Raw genomic sequence first — 23,252 nt, 5'->3', positions numbered from 1 at the left:
CCCACGAGACAAGGCCGCGCAATGAGCGAGCTCTCTGCCGACTTCAAGGCCCTGGCAGCCTACCGCCCCGCCCACAAGGTGCGCTTCGTCACCGCAGCGAGCCTCTTCGACGGTCACGATGCCGCCATCAACATCATGCGGCGACTGCTGCAGAGCATGGGGGCCGAGGTCATCCACCTCGGGCACAACCGCAGCGTCGACGAGGTCGTCACCGCCGCGCTGCAGGAAGACGTGCAGGGCATCGCCATCAGCAGCTACCAGGGCGGCCACGTCGAGTACTTCAAGTACATGGTCGAGTTGCTGCGCGAGCGCGGCGGCGGCCACATCCAGGTGTTCGGCGGCGGCGGCGGCGTCATCGTGCCAGCCGAGATCCGCGAGCTGCACGCCAGTGGGGTGGCCCGCATCTACAGCCCTGAAGACGGCCAGCGCATGGGACTGCAGGGGATGATCGGCGAGATGCTGATGCGCTGCGACGTCGATCTCTCGACGCACGCGCCGGCCGACGCCTCGGCGCTGCAGGGCCATACGCCCGGCGCCTGGCGCGCGCTGTCGCAAGCCATCACGGCCCTGGAGAACGGGCGCGCGCCGGCGGGGCTCAAGGCCTCGCTCGAGTCGGCGGCGAAGGCCGCTGCGGGATCGGTTCCCGTGCTGGGCATCACCGGCACCGGTGGCGCCGGCAAGAGCAGTCTCACCGACGAACTCATCCGCCGTTTGCGGCTGGATCAGGACGACGCGCTTCGCATCGCCGTCATCAGCATCGACCCCAGCCGTCGCAAGAGCGGCGGCGCGCTGCTGGGCGACCGCATCCGCATGAACGCCATCGGGCCGTGGCACGGACCGGCCGGCCTGGACGGCCTTTCGGATCCCGGCCCGCGCGTCTTCATGCGCAGTCTGGCCACGCGCGACTTCGGCAGCGAGATCAGCCAGGCGCTGCCCGACGTACTGGCCGCCTGCAAGGCGGCGGGCTTCGACCTGATCGTGGTCGAGACCTCCGGCATCGGCCAGGGCGACGCCGCCATCGTGCCGCTGGTGGACGTGCCGATGTACGTGATGACGCCGGAGTTCGGCGCCGCCAGCCAGCTCGAGAAGATCGACATGCTCGACTTCGCCGAGTTCGTAGCCATCAACAAGTTCGACCGCAAGGGCGCTCTCGACGCCCTGCGCGACGTGGCCAAGCAGGTGCAGCGCAACCGCGAGGCGTGGACAGCCAGGCCCGAGGACATGCCGGTGTTCGGCACCATGGCCAGCCGCTTCAATGACGACGGCGTGACGGCGTTGTACCAGGCGCTCAAGCCGCGGCTGGCGGAACTGGGCCTGCCGCTGGACGACGGGCGGCTGCCCCAGGTGGCCACGCGACACAGCACCCGGGAGCGGCCCATCGTGCCGCCGGCGCGCGTGCGCTACCTGGCCGACATCACCGACACCGTGCGCGGCTACAAGCGGCGTGCCCAGCGCCAGGCCGAGCTGGCGCGCGAGGTGCAGCAGTTGCGCGAGAGCAGCCGCATGCTGGCCGAGGCAAACCCCGAGAAGCATCGCGCGCGCGACGCGCTCGCCGACCTGGCCAGCCAGCGTGAGGCGCAACTCGACGCCTCGTCGCGCCAACTGCTGGCGCAATGGCCGGCCATGCAGCAGGCCTATGCCGGCGACGAATACGTGGTGAAGATCCGCGGCCAGGAGATCCGCACCGGTCTCGTGCACACCACGCTGAGCGGCAGCAAGATCCGCAAGGTCGCGCTGCCGCGCTACGGGTGTCACGGCGAGCTGCTGAAGTGGCTGCTGCTGGAGAACGTACCCGGCAGTTATCCGTATACCGCTGGCGTCTTTGCCTTCAAGCGCGAGGGCGAGGACCCCACGCGCATGTTTGCCGGCGAAGGCGACGCCTTCCGCACCAACCTCCGCTTCAAGGTGGTCAGCGAGGGCATGCCGGCCAAGCGCCTGAGCACGGCCTTCGACAGTGTCACGCTGTACGGCCACGACCCTGACCCGAGGCCCGACATCTACGGCAAGGTGGGCAACTCGGGCGTGAGCATCGCCACGCTTGACGACATGAAGGTGCTGTACTCGGGCTTCGACCTGACGGCGCCGAACACCAGCGTGAGCATGACGATCAACGGCCCGGCGCCGACGATCCTGGCGATGTTCATGAACACCGCGATCGACCAGAACCTCGAGAAGTTCCGCAGCGATAACGGCCGCGAGCCCACCTCGGATGAGGCGGCCAAGGTGCGCGAGTGGACGCTGGCCCACGTGCGGGGCACCGTGCAGGCCGACATCCTGAAGGAGGACCAGGGCCAGAACACCTGCATCTTCAGCACCGAGTTCAGCCTGAAGGTGATGGGCGACATCGCCGAGTACTTCGTGCACCACGACGTGCGCAACTTCTACTCGGTGAGCATCAGCGGCTACCACATCGCCGAGGCCGGGGCCAACCCGATCAGCCAGCTGGCCTTCACGCTGAGCAACGGCTTCACGTTCGTGGAGGCCTATCTCGCGCGCGGCATGCACATCGACGACTTCGCGCCCAACCTGAGCTTCTTCTTCAGCAACGGCATGGACCCGGAGTACACGGTGCTCGGCCGCGTGGCGCGCCGCATCTGGGCGGTGGCCATGAAGGAGCGCTACGGTGCCAACGAGCGCAGCTGCAAGCTCAAGTACCACATCCAGACCAGCGGCCGCTCGCTGCACGCGCAGGAGATCGCCTTCAACGACATCCGCACCACGCTGCAGGCGCTGATCGCGGTGTACGACAACTGCAACTCCCTGCACACCAACGCGTTTGATGAGGCGATCACCACGCCCACCGAGGACAGCGTGCGCCGCGCGATGGCGATCCAGCTGATCATCAACCGCGAGTGGGGCCTGGCGAAGAACGAGAACCCCAACCAGGGTGCCTTCGTCATCGACGAGCTCACTGAGCTGGTGGAGGAGGCCGTGCTGGCCGAGTTCGAGAAGATCGCCGAGCGCGGCGGCGTGCTCGGGGCGATGGAGACGGGCTACCAGCGTGGAAAGATCCAGGAAGAGTCGATGCACTACGAGATGCTCAAGCACACCGGGGAGCATCCGATCATCGGGGTGAACACCTTCCGCAGTCCCAAGGGCGACCCCATGCCCGAGCACATCGAGCTGGCCCGCAGCACCGAGGCCGAGAAGCAGAGCCAGCTGGCCCGCCTGGCCGATTTCCATGACTGCCATCGGACCGAAGCGCCGGCCATGCTGCGTCGCCTGCGGCAGGCCGTGATCGAGGACCGCAACGTGTTCGATGAGCTCATGGCCGCTGTCCGGGTGTGCAGCCTTGGGCAGATCACGAATGCCCTGTTCGAGGTGGGTGGGCAGTACCGGCGCAGCCTTTAGCCTGAAGTTCCGCACCCTGACTTAAGGCGTGGCGTAGCCAAGTGCTTGTCACGACTCACAAATTCGGCCCTTTTGGGCCTTTTTTGTGCCTGAATGTGTAGTCACTAAACTGTGTTGATCTTGCGCGCATATTGATCCAGAATGGCGGACATGGCATCTCGCACCGGAACCGCACACGTCGTCACCACCAAGCGGGCGTACAAGGACAAGGTCTACTGCACCCACCTGCTGCGCCGCAGCTACCGCGAAAACGGCAAGGTCAAGAACGAGACCCTGGGTAACCTGTCGCATCTGCCCGATGCGCTGATCGACATCATCCGGCGCTCGCTGCAAGGCGAGACCTTCGTTCCCGCCTCCCAGGCCTTCGAGGTCGTGCGCTCGCGCGCCCATGGCCACGTGCAGGCCGTCGCTGTGGCCATGCAGCGCCTGGGGCTGGCCTCGGTTGTCGCGTCGCAGCCCAGCCGTGAACGCGACTTGGTGCTGGCCATGGTGGCCTCGCGCATCGTGCAGCCCGACACCAAGCTGGCTACCTCCCGGCGTTGGCACTGCTCGACCCTGGCCGAGGACTTCGGCGTTGTTGAGGCCACCGAGAACGATCTGTATGCCGCCATGGATTGGTTGCTGGCCCGCCAAGACGCCATCGAGAAGAAGCTCGCCGCGCGCCACCTGCGCGAGGATGCCTTGGTGCTGTATGACCTGTCGTCGAGCTACTTCGAGGGCAGCACCTGCCCGTTGGCCAAGCGGGGCTACAGCCGAGATGGCCGGCCCGGCACGCTGCAGGTCAACTACGGCTTGCTTACCGATGCGCGTGGCTGCCCTGTGGCGGTCTCGGTGTTCGAGGGCAATACGTCGGACAGCCTGACCTTCCTGCCCGCCGTGCGGCGTGTGCGCGAGCGCTTCGGTCTGGCGCAGGTGGTGATGGTGGGCGACCGCGGCATGGTGTCGCAAAAGGCTATTGACGATCTTCGCGGCCAAGGCGGGATCGACTGGATCACGGCGCTCAAGAGCGTCTCGATCCGCTCGCTGGTCGAGCAGGGCCATTTGCAACTTGGCTTGTTCGATCAGCGCAATCTGGCCGAGATCACCTCGCCTGACTATCCCGGCGAGCGCCTGGTGGCCTGCCGCAACGACGCCTTGGCCAAGCTGAGGGCGCACAAGCGTGAGAGCCTGCTGCAGTCCACCGAGGCCTTGCTGGCCGTGATCAAGGCCAGCGTGGATGCGGGCCGACTCACCGGGCAGGACAAGATCGGCGTGCAGGTGGGCAAGATCATCAACCGCCACAAGGTGGCCAAGCACTTCGAGCTGAGCATCGGTGAGGCAACACTCGCCTGGGCGAGAAGGCAAGACGCCATCAACGCCGAGGCGGCGCTGGACGGCCTGTACGTCATTCGAACCTCGCTGGACGCCAAGCGCATGGGCGCACCGGATTGCGTGCGCAGCTACAAAGCCCTGTCCAACGTGGAGCGCGCGTTCCGATCACTGAAGACGGTGGACCTGAAGGTGCGGCCCATCCATCACCGCTTGGCTGACCGGGTGCGCGCGCACATCCTGTTGTGCATGCTGGCGTTCTACGTCGAGTGGCACATGCGCGAGGCCTGGCGCGAGCTGATGTTCGCCGATACCGACCAAGCCGCCAAAGCCACGCGCGATCCAGTAGCGCCAGCCAAACGCTCGGCCTCGGCGCAGCGCAAGGCCGCATCGAAGTCGCTCGACGACGCGCAGCCTGCGCACAGCTTCGCCACCCTGATGGCGGAGATGGCCACTCTCGTGCGCAACACCTGCCGCACATCCGGTGCTGGCGCCGATGCGCCGACCTTCGAGGTGCTCACCACCGCCACGGCACACCAACAGCGCGCCATGGCGCTCATACAGGCCATCCAGCCGTAGTCAGAAAACCAAACCTGAAATCCATCGCAAGTGCTTGATGGATAAAGGAGATCTGGGCCGGCGGCGGTGGAACTTCAGTTTAGCCGCGAGGCTCAGGTGCGCACGCGACGGTCCACTTCAGGCGGCGTGGCACGTCGTTCGATGCCGCTGCGGCGCTCCCCGCCCCAGGCCATCTCGAGCTCCAGGCGTTTGATCTCCTCGACAGCGCCTTCGTCGCCGCCGCCGGCCTTGCGCACCTGGGCGCGCGCCAGCCGCTCCATCAGGCGCAGATCGCGGTCGGTCAGGCCCATCGCACTTTCGGCCCACTGGTCGACGATGGCCACCAGCGACTCTCGCCGGACAGGCGCTGCCATGCGCTGAGCACGCAGCGCGGCAAGCGTGCCGCGGTGGCGCGGGTCGACCTCGCGCACCACCCGGTCGATGGCCTGCTCGCCCTCGCCGTCGGGGGCCACCAGGTCGATCAGACGTCGATACAGGAGTTCCTCCGCGCTGTACAGATGGCCCGAAAGGATCATCTCGTTGGCCACCGCGAAGCCGGCGCGCCGGATCGTGAAGTCCCAAGCCCCCATGCCCGGGAACAGGTTGAAGAGCACCTCCGGAAAACCGGCCTGTGCGCTCTTCTCGAAGATGATGCGGTGGAAGGGCAGCACGCTCTCCAGGCCGCCGCCGAGTGTGTCGCCGGCGGCCATCACGGTGGTGTGCACGCCCAGGGCAGCCGCGTTCTCGAGCCACCACACCATGTCGACGCACTTCATGCCATAGAGGCGCAGCGAGTCGACGTCGCGTGCGCGCACCAGCAACACGAACAGCGCAAGGTCACCGCCGAAGTTGAAGACCTTGGGCACGTCGGAGGTCAGGACCAGGTGGCGCAGCAGCCCGGGATTGGCGGTGATGTCGTCGAGTACCCGCTGCATCTCGGTCATCGCGGCCAGGCTGTAGCACTGGATGGGCTTGACCGCTGCGCGCACGCGCAGCAGGGCCAGGTCGGAGTGCCACTCCAGTCGGATGGTCTTGTAGGGCCGGCCGAGCAGCCCGGCAACGCCGGCGGCAGGGGATGCGGTCATGAGGCCTGTGCCTACAGTGCTTCGAGGATGCGCGTGAGATGGTGGAAATTCACCTGCACCGATTCGACGACGGCGTCGCGTGCGCTCTCGTCCGTCACCTGGTTGAGCACCTGGCGCAGCTCGGCCATGTGCTGCGAGTCGAGTGTTGCGTGCGAGGCGATGAAGCTCACGCCCCGATCGCCTTCGAGCAGGAGGCTCTCGCGGATCGCACTGGCGAACGGACCGCCATAGACCGAGGCGATCACTTCCAGCGCGTACAGCATCCCCAGCGCAGAAGCGGGATGGCGCTGCGCGGCCGACCAATGGTTGTAGCCGTTCAGCGCCAGCGTGTGTGCGGCCGGCCGGTGAGCCCTTGCGGCGTCGCGCGTCAGACCCACGGCCTCCAGATCGTTGAGCACCCAGTTCTCGTGCCCGGCCTCCTCGTGCATGTGTGCATAGAGGAAATAGCGCAGTGCGGCATCGGGGTCTTGCGCCGGGCTGCCCAGACGTGCCGCGGCAGCGGCGCAAACCGGGTTGAAGTGCCACACCACGTGATACAGATCCAGGAGCAGCGCCCGGTAGCGCTCCACGGGCATGCCGTGGGCGATGACGTCCACCAGCTTGGGGTGGGTTTCGAACGCCCGACGGTCCTCGTCGGTGCGCGAAACCAGATCGGCGAAGAAGGGCAGCATGATCCTCCGGCAAGAGATGGCATCTGCGCCAACGGCGCGTTTGCCCGGGGCTGCGTAGGCGGCGTGGGCGCTGCATGCATTCCGGCAGCGAGTCTAGGGCGCATTCACGCAGAAAGTGAAAGGATTCACGCTCCTAGAATCGCCAGACGATGCTTCCCCTGCCGCCGCGCCGCCCGATTCGCGAGCTGCCCGACGAGCTGATCAGCCAGATCGCCGCTGGCGAGGTGATCGACCGACCGGCCGCCGCCGTGCGCGAGTTGCTCGACAACGCGCTGGATGCCGGCGCCACCCAGGTGACGGTTCGGCTGGCCGGTGGTGGCGTTCGCCTGGTGGCCGTCGAGGACGACGGCGTCGGCATTCCGCCCGAGCAGCTGCCGCTGTCGCTGAAGCGCCACGCCACCAGCAAGATCCGCGATCTCGCCGAGCTCGAGCGCGTCGCCACGATGGGCTTCCGGGGCGAGGCGCTGGCGGCGCTGGCCTCGGTGGCCGAGCTGACGATCACCAGCCGCACGCCCGAGGCCCCGCATGCCTGGCGCCTGGCGCCTCGCGGTGGCGAGCTGGCGCCGGCCGCCCGTGCGCCGGGCACGACAGTGGAAGTCCAGGAGCTGTTCTTTGCCACACCGGCGCGGCGCAAGTTCCTCAAGAGCGACGCCACCGAGCTGGCGCACGCGCTCGACGTCGCCCGGCGGGCGGCCTTGGCGCGGCCCGAAGTCGGCCTGAACGTCTGGCACGAAGGCCGTCAGATCGCCCAATGGCGTCCAGCCCCGTGGCCGCAGCGTCTGGCCGATGTGCTCGGCCGCGACTTCGAGGTCGCAAGCCGACCGCTGGCAGCCCGGCGCGGCCCGCTGTCGCTGTGGGGCCGCGTCGGCCACCCCGAATCGGCGCGCGCGCGGGCCGACCTGCAGATCCTGTTTGTCAATGGCCGCTGCGTGCGCGATCGTCTGGTGGGCCAGGCCGTCCGTTCAGCCTACGACGACCAGTTGCACGGCGGCCGACAGCCGGCCTGGGTGCTGTTCCTGGAGATCGATCCCGAGCTGGTGGACGTGAACGTGCACCCGGCCAAGGCCGAGGTGCGCTTTCGTGACGGCGGCGCGGTGTTCCAAGCGGTGCGCCAGGCCGTGGTGGAGGCGCTGGCTCCCACGCGGGCGGCGGCGGGGCTGCCGGAGCAGGCTGCCGCCGTGCAGCCGCCTGCGCCCCAGGTCGCCTTGCCGGCCTGGCAGCCGGCCCTGGCCTGGGGTCCGCCCCGGCACGCGGCCGAGCCGCCTGGGCACTGGGCGCCAGCGCTGCGGGCGCTGTCCGAGCCGCTGCCCGCCGCGCCCGCGCCGACAGCGGGCTCTGCGGGCGTCGAGCAGCCCTTGGGCCGCGCCTTGGCTCAGCTCGGTGGAACCTACGTGTTGGCAGAAAACGGGGCAGGGTTGGTGGTCGTCGATATGCACGCGGCCCACGAGCGCATCGTCTACGAGCGGCTCAAGCAGGCCGCCGATGCGGCCGTCGGCTCCGGCGCGGCGCTGCCTTCGCAGCCGCTGCTCATCCCCCACACGCTGGCGGCCACGCCGGCCGAGGTGGCAGCCGCCGAGGCCCAGGCCGAGTCCTTGCTGGCCCTGGGCCTGGACGTGGGTGTGCTTGCCGCCGGTACGCTGGTGGTGCGCAGCCGGCCGGCGGCCCTGCCCGACGCTGACCTCACCGAGCTCGTGCGCGCCGTGCTGGGCGAGTTGGCCGAGCTCGGCGGCAGCCGTGTCGTGCAGCGTGCCCGCGACGAGCTGCTCGGCACGATGGCCTGCCATGCCGCCGTGCGCGCCAACCGTCGCCTCACGCTGCCCGAGATGGACGCGCTGCTGCGCCAGATGGAAGCCACGGAGCGCAGCGACACCTGCAACCACGGCCGCCCGACCTGGCGTCAGGTGACGCTGAAGGAACTTGACGCCTTGTTCCTGCGCGGCCGCTGAGCGCGCCTGGCCCCGGGGCTGCCACCGGGTCGCCACCACCGAACCCGGTAGGTTGCAGCGCGGCAACACGTTCATCCGCCGACAGCAGAGTCTGCGAAATCGGCGTGATGAAGGTGAGGAACACCTTCACCTCAGCGCCGACCGCGACGCCGCGCCGCGACAGATGCCACAGCCGGGGATGCAGCAACCGAGGTCTCGTTCGGCGCAGCCGCTCAGGCCGCCAGCAACTGCCGCAGCACGAAGGGCAGGATGCCGCCGTGGCGCAGGTAGGTCACCTCGATGGGCGTGTCGACACGCAAAGTCACGGTCACATCGCGCACCGATCCGTCGGCGCGCGTGATCACCAGCGTTGCGTCGCCCTGGGGCTTGAGTTCGTCGGCCACGCGCAACTCCACCGTCTCGGCACCGGTGAGCCCCAGGCCCTGCCAGCTGTCGCCGGGCTTGAACTGCAGCGGGAGCACGCCCATCCCCACGAGATTGCTGCGGTGGATGCGCTCGAAGCTGCGCGCCACCACCGCGCGTATGCCCAGCAGCGCCGTGCCCTTGGCCGCCCAGTCTCGGCTGGAGCCGGTGCCGTACTCCTCGCCCGCGAACACCACCGTCGGCGTGCCCTCGGCCTGCCAGGCCATGGCCGCCTCGTAGATGGGCAGCTGCTGCCCGTCCTTCAGCGTGTAACCGCCTTCGACGCGCGAGCCGTCGGGGCCCGGCGGCAGCATCAGGTTCTTCACGCGCACGTTGGCGAAGGTGCCGCGCATCATCACCTCGTGGTGGCCGCGGCGGGCGCCGTAGCTGTTGAAGTCGGCCGGCGCCACGCCCTGCGCCTGCAGCCACTGGCCGGCCGGCGTGCCGGGCTTGAAGCTGCCCGCCGGGCTGATGTGGTCGGTGGTGATGGAGTCGCCGAACAGGGCCATGATGCGCGCGCCGCGCACGCCGGTCTCGCGTGCCGGGGGCGCCATCGCAAAGCCTTCGAAAAACGGCGGCTCGGCAATGTAGGTGCTGGCCGGCCAGGTGTAGACCTCGCCCTGCACGCCCTGGATCTTCTGCCAGAGCTTGCCCGGCTCCTTGCGAACCTGGTCGTAATTGCGGCGGTAGGCCTTGCCGTCCATTGCGTGCTTCATCAGCGCGTGCACCTCTTCGCTGCGGGGCCAGATGTCGCCCAGGTAAACAGCGCGCCCCTTCTTGTCGTGGCCCACGGGCTCGGTCATCAGGTCCTTCAGCACCGTGCCGGCCAGCGCGTAGGCCACCACCAGCGGCGGGCTGGCCAGGAAGTTGGCCTTCAGGTTGGGGTGGATGCGCGCCTCGAAGTTGCGGTTGCCGCTGAGCACCGCGGCACACACCAGGTCGTTGGCGGTGATGGCCTCGTTGAGGGCCGGGGTCAGGTCGCCGGCATTGCCGATGCAGGTGGTGCAGCCATAGGCCGCCACCGCGAAGCCCAGCTTCTCGAGGTAGGGCAGCAGGCCGGTCTTCTCGAGGTACTCGGTGACGATGCGCGAGCCGGGCGCCAGGCTCGTCTTGATGTGCGGCGCCACGCGCAGGCCCGCCTTGACGGCCTTCCTGGCCAGCAGGCCGGCGGCCAGCAGCACGCCGGGGTTGCTGGTGTTGGTGCAGCTCGTGATCGCGGCGATGAGCACGTCACCGTTTTTCACCGCCAGGCCGTCGGCGGTGGCCACGGGCGCGGCCAGCTTGGTGGCCGGCTGGTTGAAGCCATTGGCGGCGGCCGGGGCGCTGAACAACTCGGTGAAGGTCTGCTTGACGTGGCCGATCTCGATGCGGTCCTGCGGGCGCTTCGGCCCGGCCAGCGACGGCGCCACCGTCGACAGATCGAGACGGATGACGCGGCTGTAGTCGATGTCGGCGGCACGCGGCACGCCGAACAGCTGCTGCGCCTTGAAGTAGGCCTCGAAGGCCTCGATCTCGCCCCGCCGGCGGCCGGTGCCCTTGAAGTAGTCGAGCGTCTTCTCGTCGACCGGGAAGAAGCCCATCGTCGCGCCGTACTCGGGCGACATGTTGGCGATGGTCGCGCGGTCGGGCAGGCTCAGCGTGCGCGTGCCCTCGCCGCAGAACTCGACGAACTGGCCCACCACCTTCTCGCGGCGCAGGATCTCGGTGACGGTCAGCACCAGGTCGGTGGCCGTGACGCCCTCGCGCAGCGCGCCGGTGAGCTCGAATCCCACCACATCGGGCGTCAGGAAGTACACCGGCTGGCCCAGCATGCCGGCCTCGGCCTCGATGCCGCCGACGCCCCAGCCGACGACGCCGATGCCGTTGATCATCGTCGTATGGCTGTCGGTGCCGACCAGGCTGTCGGGGTAGTACACGGCCTCAGCGCCTTTGCCCGACTGGTGCACGCCGCGCGCCAGATACTCGAGGTTCACCTGGTGGACGATGCCGAAGCCCGGCGGCACGACGCCAAAGGTCTCGAAGGCCTGCATGCCCCACTTCAGGAACTCGTAGCGCTCGCGGTTGCGCGAGAACTCGAGCTTCATGTTCAGGTCCAATGCCTTCGGGCTGCCGAAGTGGTCGATCATCACCGAGTGGTCCACCACCAGGTCCACCGGCACCAGCGGTTCGATGCGCCTGGGGTTCTGGCCGAGGCGCTGCGCCACGTTGCGCATGGCGGCCAGGTCGGCCAGCAGGGGCACGCCGGTGAAGTCCTGCAGCACCACGCGCGCCACGACAAAGGGAATCTCTTCGTTGCGCTCGGCCCTGGGCTGCCAGCGCGCGAGCTGCTCGACATGCTGCTTCGTCACCCTTTGGCCATCGCAATTGCGCAGCACGCTCTCGAGCACGATGCGCAGGCTCACCGGCATGCGCCGAACCCCTGGAAACCGCCGCGCAAGTGCCGGCAGCGACCACAGCTGGCCGGTCTTGCCCGAGGCGGTGGTGAAGGACTTCAGCGTGCTGGCGTAGGCGTGCGGCATGGGGACTCCCGACGTGAGGCGCTGAAGATTATGCGGAACCGCGCCGGCCAGCAGTCACCATGCCCCTGCAGTCGCGTGCGGCCGGCGGCGAGAAACCGCCGGGCCACAGGATCCTGTCATCAGCGCTGTGGAGCCAGGGGCAAGGAAGGTGTGGACACGTTGGTCATCGGGGCCGGAGGGTCGTGCTGCACACGCGGGTGCAGCGCGCCCGATTCGCTCCTAGGAGCGTGGGCGGCCAGGCTCGGTTCGGGCCCGACCTGGAGTGGCTGCCAGAGGGCGCCGATCCCGCTGCGCTGGACTATCGGGTGAACCCCAGACGTGCCGCCGCCTTTGCCGTGGCGGTGCGGCGCTACGGGCCCGGCCTGCCCGAAGGCGCGCTGCGGCCCGCCTGCAGCGGGGTCCGGCCCAAGATCCACGGGCCCGAGGAGCCGGCGCCGGACTTCCGCATCGACGGCCCGGCGGTAGATGGTGTTCACGGGCTGGTCAATCTCCTGGGCATCGAGTCACCGGGCCTGACGGCGTCGCTGGCGATCGCCGAGCACGTGGCCGGGCTGCTCGACGGCTGAGGGCCCGTGCCGGCATGCAGCCGGCGTGCCCGCCTGGGCAGACCCTGGCGCGGCTCTCTCAATGCGGCCTTGAAAAAGGCGGCCCGCTGGCCGCCTTCAGGGGGCGCGCGAGCGCGGCGCGATCAGCCCTTCTTGGCCCAGGCGCTGCACCAGCCCGGACCAGCCACCTGCTTGGTACCGAACAGCGGGCAGCCGCCCCAGGGATCGGCGGCCTTGCCCTGGTAGAGCGCGCAGTTGTTGCACTTCTGGTCATTGGTGTGCTTGGGGAACTTCTTCTTGTCCGCCTTGGTGGTGTCGTGCACGTAGCCCAGCGCCACGGCTTGGGGATCCTTCTCGTCAAGACGGACGGCCTGGGCTTGAGCGCCGGCTGCGGCGGCCAGCGCCGAACCGCAGGCGGCGACTTGCAACAGGAAGACTCGGCGATTGCTCTGGGACATGGAATCGTCACTCCGGATTGAGTTGCAGGGTTGGCGGACAAGCCGCTGGACAAGACAGCGCTGGATGCGCTCAGGACGCTGCCGAAGCGGTCACGTTCAGGCAGCTGTTGCAGCGGCCGAGGCCGCGCAAGCGGGGATCGGGCTTGCCGTCGCCCGTCTTGAAGTTGGCATGGCACTTGATGCACACGTACATCTTCGAGCTGGACATCATCGGCTTGACCCCGGGCTCGGCGTGCGGGCGCGCCGCCGTGTACTCGGCCTGAGTCTGGCGCAGCTTCGGGCCAGGCACAGCCGGCGCGGCAGTGGAGGTGGCTTGGGGAGAGCGGGTGGCTCCAGGAGCCGTGGCGGGGGTCGTGGTGCGGCGGGTGGTCATGGCAGCTGGAGGCCGGGCGTGGCGCCCCGGTCGACTCGGAGACCCTATTGTCGTCGCAAACCAAGCTCCGGGCACTCGGGAGTGCCATGGGGGAGGGACAGGGCGGGGTCAGGCCGCCGTCGGCGCCCGGCACGGCCAGACCGCGGGGCCTCATGGCCCGCCCCGGGGCGCTCGGGCAGGCCCCGCCTCAGGGGTTGACGAGCACCACCTTGCCCATCACCTGTCGATCGGCCATGCGCGCGTAGGCCTCGCGGATGCGGGCCATCGGCCAGGTGGCGTCCAGCACCGGGCGCACCTGGCCCTGGGCGTACCACTGCGCCAACTGGCCCAGCGCCGCCGCACTGGCTGCCGGTTCGCGCTTGACGAAGTCGCCCCAGAACACGCCGACGATGCTGGCGCCCTTGAGCAGCGCCAGGTTCCACGGCAGCGCCGGGATGGCGCCACCGGCAAATCCCACCACGAGATAGCGACCGCGCCAGGCGATCGAACGGAAGGCCGGCTCGGCGAGCTTGTCGCCGACGGGGTCGTAGACGACGTCGGGGCCGCGGCCGCCGGTCAGCGCCTTCAGCGTCTCGCGCAGGTCCTGGGTGCTGTAGTTCAGCGTTGCGTCGGCGCCCAGCGTGCGGCACAGCGCGCACTTCGCGTCGGTGGAGGCGGCGGCGATCACCCGGGCCCCCACGGCCTTGGCGATCTGCAGCGCCGCCGTGCCCACGCCGCCGGCTGCGCCGAGCACCAGCACGGTTTCGCCGGCCTTGAGCTGCGCGCGGTCCACCAGTGCGTGGTGCGAGGTACCGTAGGTGAAGGCAAAGGCCGCTGCATGCTCCAGCGCAAAGCCCGGCGGCAGGGGCAGCACCTGCGTCGCCTTCACCACGGCGTGCGTGCCGAAGCCCCCTGTCCCGGCAATGGCCGCCACCGGTTGGCCAGGCTTGAGGTGGTGAACCCCGTCGCCGACGGCGTCGATCGTGCCGGCGTACTCGGCCCCGGGTACGAAGGGCAGCGGCGGCTTGAACTGATACCTGCCCTGAACGATGAGCAGGTCGGGGAAGTTCAGGCTCGCCGCCTTGATGGCGATGCGCACCTCACCCGGTCCAGGCTCGGGCGTGGGCGCCTCGCGCCACTGCAGGGCATCGACGCCATCGAGCGTGTCGCAGAACCAGGCATGCATGGGCCGTCTCCTTCGGTGGGCGCCATCTGGCGCGCGCTGGCGCCGGATCATACGGAGTGGCCCCGCAGCGTCGCTCAGCCACGCTGCCATCGGCGGGCTGCTGCTGCGGCGGCGGGGCGCTCGTTCTACAGGGCCTGACGCACGATGGTGGCGGCCAGCGCCTGGCGCAGGGTATCGGCGCTGTCGGCCAAGTGGGCTCGCGTCTCGGTGTCGAACCCGCGCGCCCGAGAGGCCGCTTCGAGCCGCGCCAGGAGCGCGCGGGCCTGCTCGCGCAGGTGTCCACGCACGTCCGCGCGCCCCGTGCCGGTGGGTCGGACCACGGCCAGCGACAGGCGGTTGACGTGGTCGCGCTGCAGGTCGCGCCGAGCCGAAGGGATTGGTGCCCGGCGGTCCAGCTCGCGCCACACCTCGGCGTTCAGCCGGCTGTGCATCTCGCCCAGCGAGAAGGCCTGCCGCGGGTCGTCGAACTTGGGAACGCTGTCGAGGATGCGCGTGGCGATCACGTCGGACATCAGGAAGTTCAGCACCGCGCGCTGCAGGTCGAGCAGACGCTGCTGCACCGAGTAGTCGGTGGGCACGCCGATCTCGGCACGGTCCAGGAAGTCCGGTGCCAATCGCCGCTGCAGCGCGGGGCTCAGCGTCAGGCCGTCGGCACCGAGCACCGTCTGCAGCATCAGGTTCAGCGCCTCGCGCTGCTCGGCGGCGGGCACCGGGGTCAGCGGGTCGCGGCCGCTGCCCGGAAAGTCGCGCAGTGTGCGCAGCGCGCCGATCTGCCTTGCCAGCACGCCCATGGCGCGTGTGGTGTCGGCGATCGCGAAGTTGATCGAGCGCCGCAGGACGGCGTAGTCCCGGTCGGCAGGCAGCGAGCGGGTCTCCTGGCGCTTGAACAGGTCGCGGGCAATGGCGATGCGGCCCTTGGCGAAGGCGATCGGATCGGCGCCAAGGTCGAGCTGGATCGTCTCGGGGTCGAGCGCGACGGCGTTGTCTTCGTCGCTGCCGAAGCCCAGCCCGCGCTCGCTGCTGCGGGCGGCGATGCGCTGCAGTTCGGCGCGTTCGGCCGCCGGCAGGGTGCCCGGTGGCAGCGGCTGGTAGGCGTATTCCACCGCCCAGTAGTCGTAAGGTCCCAGCGTGGTCTGGAAAGGCATGCCGGTGGACTTGCCCGGCATGGGCAGGTTGATGGCGTTGTACTCCATCACCGAGCCCGAGATGCCGTGGGCGCGCGTGAACTCGGGGTCGGCCAGCTGTGCCTCGGTGTAGGCGCGGCTGCCGCGGAAGTTGTGGCGCAGCCCGAGCGTGTGCCCCACCTCGTGCATGATGGCCTCCTTGACGTAGTCGAGCACGAACTGGCGCGCCACGGGACCATCCGGATCGACTTCACCGCGGGCTTCGAGCACATCGAGCGCATACACCAGTTGCTCGGATGCGAGCCTGCCGTGCAGGCAGTAGCGCGAGTCATGAGGGCTGCCGTCGGCGTGCAGCATCGTGGTTGCGCTGTCCACCGTGCCGGGCAGGGCGGGTGACAGCGCCGGGGGCAGCACGAAGGGTAGGGCAAACGCGCCGGCCGGCGCCGCCGTGCGTGGAGAACCGCCCAGCACCTGGGCGCGAAGCGTGCGAGCGCCGCGCGCCGACAGGCCCTCGAAGGCGATGTCGGCGTCGAGGATCTCGCCACTGCGCGGGTCGACATGGCTCGGGCCGATGGCGCCGAACAGCGGCTCGGCGTTCATCATCCAACGCACCGAGGCGTAGCCGAAGTCCAGCGTGTCCCAAGCGGCGTCGTCGGGCTGCTGCTCGACACGGAGGGCATTGACGAAGCCGATGCGCTCGAAGGCCCGGTTCCACTCGAGGATCGCGGCACGCACCGTCTCGCGATAGACCAGCGGCACGTTGCGGTCGATCCAGAACGTGATCGGCTTGACCGGCTCGCTCTTGTCGGCCGCCGGGTCCTTCTTCTCCAGACGCCAGCGGTTCACATAGCGTTGGCGCGGGGACATCTGCAGGTCGTCGGAGAAGTCGAGCACGGTGCTGGTGAACAGGCCCACGCGGGGGTCGGCCGGCCGCGGCGTCATCGGTTGGTCAGGCAGGGGCGCGAGGGAGTAGCTCAGGCCGATGAGCATGCTCCGCGAATCAGGAAGCAAGTGCGGCAGCAGCGGTGCGGCGATGCCCGGCGGCGTGTTGAGCCCCGGCATCGCGATGCCGGGGGTGTAGAAGTGGGCCTGGGTTTCGAGCGTGACAGCCTGGTCGTTGCCGCGCACCGAGGTGATCAGGGAGTTGGCGCGGTCCAGGCCGTAACCCTGGCGCAGCCCGCGCTGCAGCATCATTCCGACGCCCAGCACATCGGAGAGGAACAGCCCGTTGGCCTCGATGAGAATGCTCTTGCGCTCCGGGTGAGGCTGGCTGGCCACGGGCACGGCGCCGAGCAGGCTGTGCGAGTAACTGGCCTCCACGGCCCGCGCCTCGGGGGTGCCGGGGCGCGCGCTGACCTCGGTGTTGCGGGCCTGCAGCCGCACCTGGTTGTGCACGCGCACGAACTCCACCAACTGCGGGCCGCCAGCCCCGTTGACCGGGTAGGCCATCAGGCCACCGAGCACCAGCGCCTCGCCGATGCCGCTCTTGATCTTGGGGCTCAGCAGGAAGGGCGCGCCGAGCTGCGACGGACGCAGTTCGATCCATACCTTGTCCTCCTTCTGCCACAGCGTCAGCGGGCCGTCGATGCGGCGCGCGTCGCGCACCACGGTGGCAAAGGGCGGCGGGCCACCCGGCGCCGCCGCCGGTGCCGCCGGCGGTGCGGCGGGTGGGGTCGGCGGCTGGCCCGGGCGGGCGGCGGCTTGTGCGCCCGGCGCGGATGCCCCCCCAGCCGGCGGCTGGGCGCTGGCCGGGACCTGCGCCGTGGCGGCAGGCTGGGCACTGGCCGGAGCCGAGGCAGGCGCAGCCGGCCCCGGCACCGCCGACGCACTGGTGGCGCGCGACGGTGGTTCGGGCACCGTCTTCTGCCCTGGTTTGTCAGGGGGAGCAGGCGTGCCGTCGCCGGCCAGGTGGACGCAACCTTGCAGCAGCCCGAAGCTGGCTGTCAGCGCCAGCGCCAAGGCCCGCGGGCGGCGCGCATGCAGGGCTGTCGCGACGGGTTGGGGCAGAGCAGGCAGGCGCATGGTGTGGAGGAGCAGGGCAGACTGCCAAGATGGCAACCGGCCCATCCTACGCCCGCGCCCCGCATCGATCAGTGGATGGGCTTGAAACGCATCCGCTTCGGGCGTGCGCCTTCCTCGCCCAGGCGCTTGAGCTTGTCGGCCTCGTACTCCTGGTAGTTGCCAGGGAAGAACACCCACTGGCTGTCGCCTTCGGCGGCCAGGATGTGGGTGCAGATGCGGTCGAGGAACCAGCGGTCGTGGCTGATCACCATGGCGCTGCCGGCAAACTCCAGCAGCGCTTCTTCGAGTGCGCGCAGCGTCTCGACATCGAGGTCGTTGCTCGGCTCGTCAAGCATCAGCACGTTGCCGCCCAGCGCCAGCGTCTTGGCCAGGTGCAGGCGGCCGCGCTCTCCGCCCGAGAGCTTGCCCACCAGCTTTTGCTGGTCGTTGCCCTTGAAGTTGAAGCGGCCGAGATAAGCGCGGCTGGGCATCACGAACTGGCCCACGACGATGTTGTCGAGGCCGCCCGAGACATCTTCCCAAACCGTCTTCTCGCCGGCCAGGCTGTCGCGGCTCTGGTCGACGAAGGTGGGCTTGGCGGTCTTGCCGATGATGACTTCGCCGGCATCAGGTTTTTCGACGCCCTGGATCATGCGGAACAGCGTCGACTTGCCGGCGCCGTTGGGGCCGATGATGCCGACGATGGCACCCGGCGGCACCTTGAAGCTGAGGTTGTCGATGAGCACGCGGTCACCGAAGCTCTTGGTGACGCTCTTGAACTCGATGACCTCGTTGCCCAACCGCTCGGCCACCGGGATGAAGATCTCGTTCGTTTCGTTGCGGCGCTGGTACTCGACGTCGCTCAGCTCCTCGAAGCGCGCCAGCCGCGCCTTGCTCTTGGTCTGGCGCGCCTTGGCGTTGCTGCGCACCCACTTGAGCTCTTCCTTCATCGCCTTGGCGCGGGCGTCTTCCTGCTTCTTCTCGACCTCCAGGCGCTTTTCCTTCTGGTCCAGCCAGTCGGAGTAGTTGCCCTTCCAGGGGATGCCGGCGCCGCGGTCGAGTTCGAGGATCCACTCGGCGGCGTTGTCGAGGAAGTAGCGGTCGTGGGTGATGGCCACCACCGTGCCCGGGAAGCGCTGGAGGAAGTGTTCGAGCCACTCCACGCTTTCGGCGTCCAGGTGGTTGGTGGGCTCGTCGAGCAGCAGCATGTCGGGCTTGCTCAGCAGCAGCCGGCACAGGGCGACGCGGCGCTTTTCGCCGCCAGAGAGGTTGCCGATCGTGGCGTCCCAGGGCGGCAGGCGCAGCGCGTCGGCGGCCAGCTCGAGCTGCAGGTCGGTGTTTTCGCTGCCGGCGGCGGCGATGATCGATTCCAGCTCGGCCTGCTCGGCCGCCAGCTTGTCGAAGTCGGCATCGGGCTCGGCGTACTCGGCGTACACCTCGTCCAGTCGCTTCTTCGCTGCCAGCACGCCGCCGATGCCCTGCTCGACGGCTTCGCGCACCGTTTGCTTGGGCTCGAGTTGCGGCTCCTGCGGCAGGTATCCGATCTTCAAGCCCGGCATGGGCACGGCTTCGCCTTCGATCTCCTTGTCGATGCCGGCCATGATCTTGAGCAGCGTGCTCTTGCCACTGCCATTGAGGCCCAGCACGCCGATCTTGGCGCCCGGGAAGAAGGACAGGCTCACGTCCTTCAGGATCTGCCGCTTTGGCGGCACGATCTTGCCGACGCGGTTCATGGTAAAGACGTACTGCGCCATCGGTGGGTCTCTGAAGAAGCCGGAGGAAAGTGTCGGATTATCTGCGCAGGGCCGTGATCCGCATGTCTGCGGGCAACTTACAATGAAATCATCGTCGCGGCATCCAGTCACCAGCGACGGCGTCGATTCCCGACGAACCTCCAGACCCTCGCGCCTACCCGACTGGTGCATCCGCAACGGGTGACAGCAGGCTGCGTCACCGGCTCCACCGCGGGCCCCATCCCATGCATTTCTCCGACCTCGGCCTGGCCGAGCCGCTCCTGCGCGCCATCAGCGAGCAGGGCTACGACACACCCACCCCCATCCAGGCGCAAGCCATTCCGGCTGTGCTCGGCGGCGGCGACCTGCTGGCCGGCGCCCAGACCGGCACCGGCAAGACCGCCGGCTTCACGCTGCCGATGCTGCAGCGCCTGTCGCTGGCCAAACCGGTGCGCGATGCCCGCGGCCGAATACCCATTCGCGCCCTCATCCTGACGCCCACGCGCGAGCTTGCTGCGCAGGTGGAAGAGAGCGTGCGCACCTACGGCAAGTACCTGCCGCTGACGAGCATGGTCATGTTCGGCGGCGTCGGCATGCAGCCGCAGATCGACCGCCTGAGGAAGGGCGTCGACATCCTGGTGGCCACGCCCGGCCGCCTGCTCGACCACGCACAGCAGCGCACGCTGGATCTGAGCCACATCGAGATACTCGTGCTCGACGAGGCCGACCGCATGCTGGACATGGGCTTCATCCACGACATCAAGAAGGTGCTGGCCCTGGTGCCGTCCAAGAAGCAGAGCCTGCTGTTCAGCGCCACCTTCAGCGACGAGATCAAGCAGCTGGCCGACAAGCTGCTGAACCAGCCGGCGCTCATTGAGGTGGCGCGCCGCAACCAGACCGCAGAGACCATTGCACAGAAGGTGCACCCGGTGGGCCGCGAGCGCAAGAAGGACTTGCTGGCGCACCTGATCAAGAGCGGCGACTGGCACCAGGTGCTGGTGTTCACGCGCATGAAGCACGGCGCCAACCGCCTGACCGAGTTCCTCAACGAACAAGGCATCAGCGCGATGGCCATCCATGGCAACAAGAGCCAGGGAGCGCGCACCAAGGCGCTGGCCGACTTCAAGACCAACGACCTGCAGGTGCTGGTGGCCACCGACATCGCGGCGCGCGGCATCGACATCGACCAGCTGCCGCACGTCGTGAACTTCGAGTTGCCCAACGTGCCCGAAGACTACGTGCACCGCATCGGCCGCACCGGCCGAGCCGGCGCGCTGGGCGAGGCGATCTCGCTGGTCTGCCTGGACGAGGAGATCTTCTTGCGCGACATCGAGAAGCTCATCAAGCGCAGCATCCCGCGCGAGGCGGTACCGGGCTTCGAGCCGCCGGCCGACGAGCGCGCCGAGCCCATCGTGCTGGGCCGCATGACCATCGGCGTGGGGGGCACGCGGCGCGGTGGTGGCGGTGGCAGCGGTGGTGGGCGTGGCGGCCGGCCCGGCGGCGGCGCGCCGCAGCGGCCGTCATCGTCGACACCGGCGGCGCCGCGCTCGGGCGGGGCGGCGCACGCCGGCCGGCCTGGTGGCGGTGGTGGCGGCGGCGGAAGGGGACCCGGCGGTGGCCGCGGACCCGGGGGTGGCGGTGGCCGGCCCGGCGGGCCGTCGCGTCCCGGGGGTGGCTCCGGCGGGCCACGCCGCTGACGCTCGGCGGCCCGCCGTGGCCTGCGGTGCAGTTTTGGACTAAGCTCGGCAGATCGTCCCGACTTGGATGATCCGCCTGAGCGCTGTCCTGCATGATCTGCCGACGCCAGTCGTGCCTGAGCAAGTGGCCGCGGCCGGCCTGCGCGCCGACGCCCGCATGGCCGAAGCCTGGGGCCTGACGGTCGACGAGCAGCTGGCGCTCCTGGGTCGGCCGCCGCGTTCCACCTGCTTTGCCCGGCGCAAGGCGCCGGAGCGTGCGCGCGACGAGCTCGGCGAGATCCAGCGGGTGCCCCGCGCGCAGCGCCGCTTTGGCCCCGGCAGTGGCCCCAGCATGGCCGCGTGCACGCAGGCCAACACCGAGGGCAGCCGATTCTCGGCCGGCGAGTGGGGCGTGTTCTGCGCTGCGAAGGAGCGCGAGACGGCCGTGGCCGAGACGCGCCTACACCACGCCCGCTTCCTGGCCGCCACGCGGCAGCGGCCGCTGCACCTGCCGATGCGGCTGCTGACGGTGGCGCTCGACGCGAAGCTGCAGGACCTGCGTCCGCCCGGCTCAGTGCCCGCCGCGGCGATCGATCGCGAGGACGACAGCGCCTCGCGGGCGCTCGGCGCGCCGCTGCACGCCGCTGGCCCCGAGGGCGTGGTCTACCCCAGCGTGCGCCAGCCGCGCGGCCAGTGCGCGGGCCTGTTCACGCCGCGCCGCGCCAGCCGTTGCGTGCACGCCGCTGTGCTGCTGTACGCCTGGGACGGCGTACGCTTCACCGACGTCAACGAGAAGACCGCATGACGACACCGACCCCCGACCGCTTCCATCGCCTGGATGCCATGCGCGCCGTCGCCATCGTGTGGATGGCGGTGTTCCACTTCCTGTTCGATCTCAACCACTACGGCTACCTCCAGCCCCGCCACAGCTTCCACCACGACCCGCTCTGGGTCTCGCAGCGGTCGGTGATCGTGAGCCTGTTCCTGTTCTGCGCGGGCCTGGGCGTGGCGGTGGCGCAGGCCCAGGGGCAGAGCTGGGCGCGCTTCTGGCGCCGCTGGGTGCAGGTGGCCGGCTGCGCGCTGCTGGTGAGCGTCGGCTCGAGCCTGATGTTCCCCGGCAGCTTCATCTTCTTCGGCGTGCTGCACGGCATCGCCGTGATGCTGATCGTGGCGCGGCTGGCGGCGCCGCTGCACGCGTGGCTGTGGCCGCTGGGCGTGCTGGCGCTGGGGCTGCCCTGGGTCGTGCAGGTTGAAGCCTTCAACATCAAGCCGCTGGCCTGGATCGGGCTCATCACCCGGAAGCCGGTGACGGAAGACTTCGTGCCCGTGCTGCCCTGGCTGGGCGTGATGCTGTGGGGCGTGGCCGCCGGGCAGTGGCTGCTGGCGCAGCGGCGCGGCTGGCTCACCGGGCCGCTGGCGGCGCCGTTGCAGCCGATGGCGGTGCTGGGGCGCTGGAGCCTGAGCTTCTACATGCTGCACCAGCCGGTGTTCATCGGCGGCATCCTGGCCGGCCGCGCCATTGGGTGGTGGTGAGGGCGGTGGTGAAATCGGCCCGATGAACAAGCCCGTCACCCGACACGTCCTCTTCGGCTTCCACGCCGTCACCGTGCGCCTGAAGACGGCGCCCGACTCGGTGGAGGAGGTGCATGTCGACGCGACGCGGCGAGACGCCCGCATGCGTCAGTTCCGCGAGCGTGCCGCCCTGGCCGGTGTGCGCGTGATCGACAGCGACGCCACGCGCCTGGGCCAGCTCGCGGGCAACCCGCGCCACCAGGGCGTGGCGGCGCGCTGCACGGCGCTGGCGCCGAAGCACGCGCTCGACGACGTGCTGGACCAGGCCCAGCGCCCCGCCCTCGTGCTCGTGCTCGACGGCGTGACCGACCCGCACAACCTCGGCGCCTGCTTGCGCGTGGCCGATGGTGCCGGTGCGCACGCCGTGGTCGCGCCCAAGGACCACGCTGTCGGCCTGAACGCCACCGTGGCCAAGGTGGCCAGCGGTGCCGCCGAGACCGTGCCCTACTTGATGGTGACCAACCTCGCGCGCACGCTGGGCGAGCTGAAGGAGCGCGACATCCGCGTCATCGGCACCAGCGACGACGCCGAGGCCACGCTCTACGACATCGACCTCACAGGCCCCGTGGCTCTGGTGCTGGGTGCCGAGGGCGCGGGGCTGCGGCAGCTCACGCGCAAGACCTGCGATGTGCTGGTGCGCATCCCGATGGCCGGAGCGGTGGAAAGCCTCAACGTCAGCGTCGCTGCCGGCGTGTGCCTGTACGAGGCCGCACGCCAGCGCCGCGGCGACTCAGCGCGCTGAGGCCGCCGCCAGCTGCCGTCCCG

Annotated in this window: 16 protein-coding genes; 8 read left to right on the top strand and 8 right to left on the bottom strand. The window is 69.4% G+C overall.

Annotated elements, in window-relative coordinates; translation table 11 throughout:
• The first annotated feature begins 21 nt into the window (after nt 1-21).
• Nucleotides 22-3,351, top strand: coding sequence for a cobalamin-dependent protein (locus KA711_11965; GenBank protein MCM0609685.1), 3,330 nt, complete (start codon nt 22-24; stop codon nt 3,349-3,351).
• 150 nt (nt 3,352-3,501) lie between these two features.
• A complete protein-coding gene (locus KA711_11960) occupies nt 3,502-5,238 on the top strand; it encodes an IS1634 family transposase (protein MCM0609684.1) in 1,737 nt (578 codons plus the stop codon).
• A 92-nt stretch (nt 5,239-5,330) separates the two neighbouring features.
• On the opposite strand, the gene KA711_11955 is transcribed toward KA711_11960, so the two are convergent.
• The gene (locus tag KA711_11955; protein ID MCM0609683.1) at nt 5,331-6,302 is read right to left on the bottom strand and encodes an enoyl-CoA hydratase; all 972 of its coding nucleotides are present in this window, start codon (nt 6,300-6,302) and stop codon (nt 5,331-5,333) included.
• An 11-nt stretch (nt 6,303-6,313) separates the two neighbouring features.
• Nucleotides 6,314-6,973, bottom strand: a complete 660-nt coding sequence (locus tag KA711_11950; protein ID MCM0609682.1) for an iron-containing redox enzyme family protein — start codon at nt 6,971-6,973, stop codon at nt 6,314-6,316.
• A 149-nt stretch (nt 6,974-7,122) separates the two neighbouring features.
• Here KA711_11950 and mutL point away from each other — a divergent pair, with 149 nt between their 5' ends.
• Entirely contained in the window at nt 7,123-8,919 is a 1,797-nt protein-coding gene (gene mutL / locus KA711_11945; GenBank protein ID MCM0609681.1) for a DNA mismatch repair endonuclease MutL, read from the top strand.
• Between the two features lie 212 nt (nt 8,920-9,131).
• Here the strand turns inward: mutL and acnA are convergent, their stop codons facing one another.
• Nucleotides 9,132-11,840 (bottom strand): aconitate hydratase AcnA, encoded by a 2,709-nt coding sequence (acnA, locus tag KA711_11940; protein ID MCM0609680.1) that lies wholly within the window; start codon nt 11,838-11,840, stop codon nt 9,132-9,134.
• Between the two features lie 59 nt (nt 11,841-11,899).
• Between acnA and KA711_11935 the strand changes: the two genes are divergently transcribed.
• Nucleotides 11,900-12,406, top strand: a complete 507-nt coding sequence (locus tag KA711_11935; GenBank protein ID MCM0609679.1) for an FAD-dependent oxidoreductase — start codon at nt 11,900-11,902, stop codon at nt 12,404-12,406.
• Nucleotides 12,407-12,528: 122 nt separating this feature from the next.
• Here KA711_11935 and KA711_11930 read toward each other — a convergent pair whose 3' ends face one another.
• The 5 genes from KA711_11930 to ettA form a co-directional block, all read right to left on the bottom strand.
• A complete protein-coding gene (locus KA711_11930) occupies nt 12,529-12,843 on the bottom strand; it encodes a high-potential iron-sulfur protein (GenBank protein ID MCM0609678.1) in 315 nt (104 codons plus the stop codon).
• Between the two features lie 70 nt (nt 12,844-12,913).
• The gene (locus KA711_11925) at nt 12,914-13,132 is read right to left on the bottom strand and encodes a hypothetical protein (GenBank protein MCM0609677.1); all 219 of its coding nucleotides are present in this window, start codon (nt 13,130-13,132) and stop codon (nt 12,914-12,916) included.
• 271 nt (nt 13,133-13,403) lie between these two features.
• Nucleotides 13,404-14,381 carry an NADPH:quinone oxidoreductase family protein gene (locus KA711_11920; protein ID MCM0609676.1) on the bottom strand — a complete coding sequence of 326 codons (978 nt, stop codon included), beginning with the start codon at nt 14,379-14,381 and terminating at the stop codon, nt 13,404-13,406.
• 125 nt (nt 14,382-14,506) lie between these two features.
• On the bottom strand, nt 14,507-17,527 hold the full coding sequence (locus KA711_11915; protein ID MCM0609675.1) for a zinc-dependent metalloprotease: 3,021 nt from the start codon (nt 17,525-17,527) through the stop codon (nt 14,507-14,509).
• Between the two features lie 68 nt (nt 17,528-17,595).
• Entirely contained in the window at nt 17,596-19,260 is a 1,665-nt protein-coding gene (gene ettA, locus KA711_11910; GenBank protein MCM0609674.1) for an energy-dependent translational throttle protein EttA, read from the bottom strand.
• 224 nt (nt 19,261-19,484) lie between these two features.
• On the opposite strand from ettA, the gene KA711_11905 reads away from it, so the two are divergent.
• The 4 genes from KA711_11905 (at nt 19,485) to rlmB (ending at nt 23,229) form a co-directional block, all read left to right on the top strand.
• Nucleotides 19,485-20,936: a DEAD/DEAH box helicase gene (locus tag KA711_11905; GenBank protein MCM0609673.1), complete on the top strand. Its 1,452-nt coding sequence runs from the start codon at nt 19,485-19,487 to the stop codon at nt 20,934-20,936.
• 157 nt (nt 20,937-21,093) lie between these two features.
• Nucleotides 21,094-21,720 (top strand): RES family NAD+ phosphorylase, encoded by a 627-nt coding sequence (locus KA711_11900; GenBank protein MCM0609672.1) that lies wholly within the window; start codon nt 21,094-21,096, stop codon nt 21,718-21,720.
• Nucleotides 21,717-22,448, top strand: a complete 732-nt coding sequence (locus KA711_11895; protein MCM0609671.1) for a DUF1624 domain-containing protein — start codon at nt 21,717-21,719, stop codon at nt 22,446-22,448. Before KA711_11900 ends, KA711_11895 begins: the two co-directional genes overlap by 4 nt.
• 22 nt (nt 22,449-22,470) lie before the next feature.
• Complete coding sequence (gene rlmB / locus KA711_11890) at nt 22,471-23,229, top strand: 23S rRNA (guanosine(2251)-2'-O)-methyltransferase RlmB (protein MCM0609670.1); 759 nt, start codon at nt 22,471-22,473, stop codon at nt 23,227-23,229.
• Nucleotides 23,230-23,252 lie beyond the last annotated feature (23 nt).

The sequence above is a fragment of the Ideonella sp. WA131b genome, assembly GCA_023657425.1.
Lineage (GTDB): Bacteria > Pseudomonadota > Gammaproteobacteria > Burkholderiales > Burkholderiaceae_C > Rubrivivax.
Note: the sequence above shows the minus strand (reverse complement) of the source record. Positions and strands in the feature narration are given on the sequence as shown.

What these genes read in the sequence shown, in the direction of transcription:
- KA711_11930 (MCM0609678.1), bottom strand. Translation starts at nt 12,843, where the DNA reads ATGTCCCAGAGCAATCGCCGAGTCTTCCTGTTGCAAGTCGCCGCCTGC.
- KA711_11965 (MCM0609685.1), top strand. Translation starts at nt 22, where the DNA reads ATGAGCGAGCTCTCTGCCGACTTCAAGGCCCTGGCAGCCTACCGCCCC.
- KA711_11900 (MCM0609672.1), top strand. Translation starts at nt 21,094, where the DNA reads ATGGCCGAAGCCTGGGGCCTGACGGTCGACGAGCAGCTGGCGCTCCTG.
- KA711_11915 (MCM0609675.1), bottom strand. Translation starts at nt 17,527, where the DNA reads ATGCGCCTGCCTGCTCTGCCCCAACCCGTCGCGACAGCCCTGCATGCG.
- KA711_11955 (MCM0609683.1), bottom strand. Translation starts at nt 6,302, where the DNA reads ATGACCGCATCCCCTGCCGCCGGCGTTGCCGGGCTGCTCGGCCGGCCC.
- ettA (MCM0609674.1), bottom strand. Translation starts at nt 19,260, where the DNA reads ATGGCGCAGTACGTCTTTACCATGAACCGCGTCGGCAAGATCGTGCCG.
- mutL (MCM0609681.1), top strand. Translation starts at nt 7,123, where the DNA reads ATGCTTCCCCTGCCGCCGCGCCGCCCGATTCGCGAGCTGCCCGACGAG.
- rlmB (MCM0609670.1), top strand. Translation starts at nt 22,471, where the DNA reads ATGAACAAGCCCGTCACCCGACACGTCCTCTTCGGCTTCCACGCCGTC.
- KA711_11895 (MCM0609671.1), top strand. Translation starts at nt 21,717, where the DNA reads ATGACGACACCGACCCCCGACCGCTTCCATCGCCTGGATGCCATGCGC.
- KA711_11920 (MCM0609676.1), bottom strand. Translation starts at nt 14,381, where the DNA reads ATGCATGCCTGGTTCTGCGACACGCTCGATGGCGTCGATGCCCTGCAG.
- KA711_11905 (MCM0609673.1), top strand. Translation starts at nt 19,485, where the DNA reads ATGCATTTCTCCGACCTCGGCCTGGCCGAGCCGCTCCTGCGCGCCATC.
- KA711_11960 (MCM0609684.1), top strand. Translation starts at nt 3,502, where the DNA reads ATGGCATCTCGCACCGGAACCGCACACGTCGTCACCACCAAGCGGGCG.
- KA711_11950 (MCM0609682.1), bottom strand. Translation starts at nt 6,973, where the DNA reads ATGCTGCCCTTCTTCGCCGATCTGGTTTCGCGCACCGACGAGGACCGT.
- acnA (MCM0609680.1), bottom strand. Translation starts at nt 11,840, where the DNA reads ATGCCGCACGCCTACGCCAGCACGCTGAAGTCCTTCACCACCGCCTCG.
- KA711_11935 (MCM0609679.1), top strand. Translation starts at nt 11,900, where the DNA reads ATGCCCCTGCAGTCGCGTGCGGCCGGCGGCGAGAAACCGCCGGGCCAC.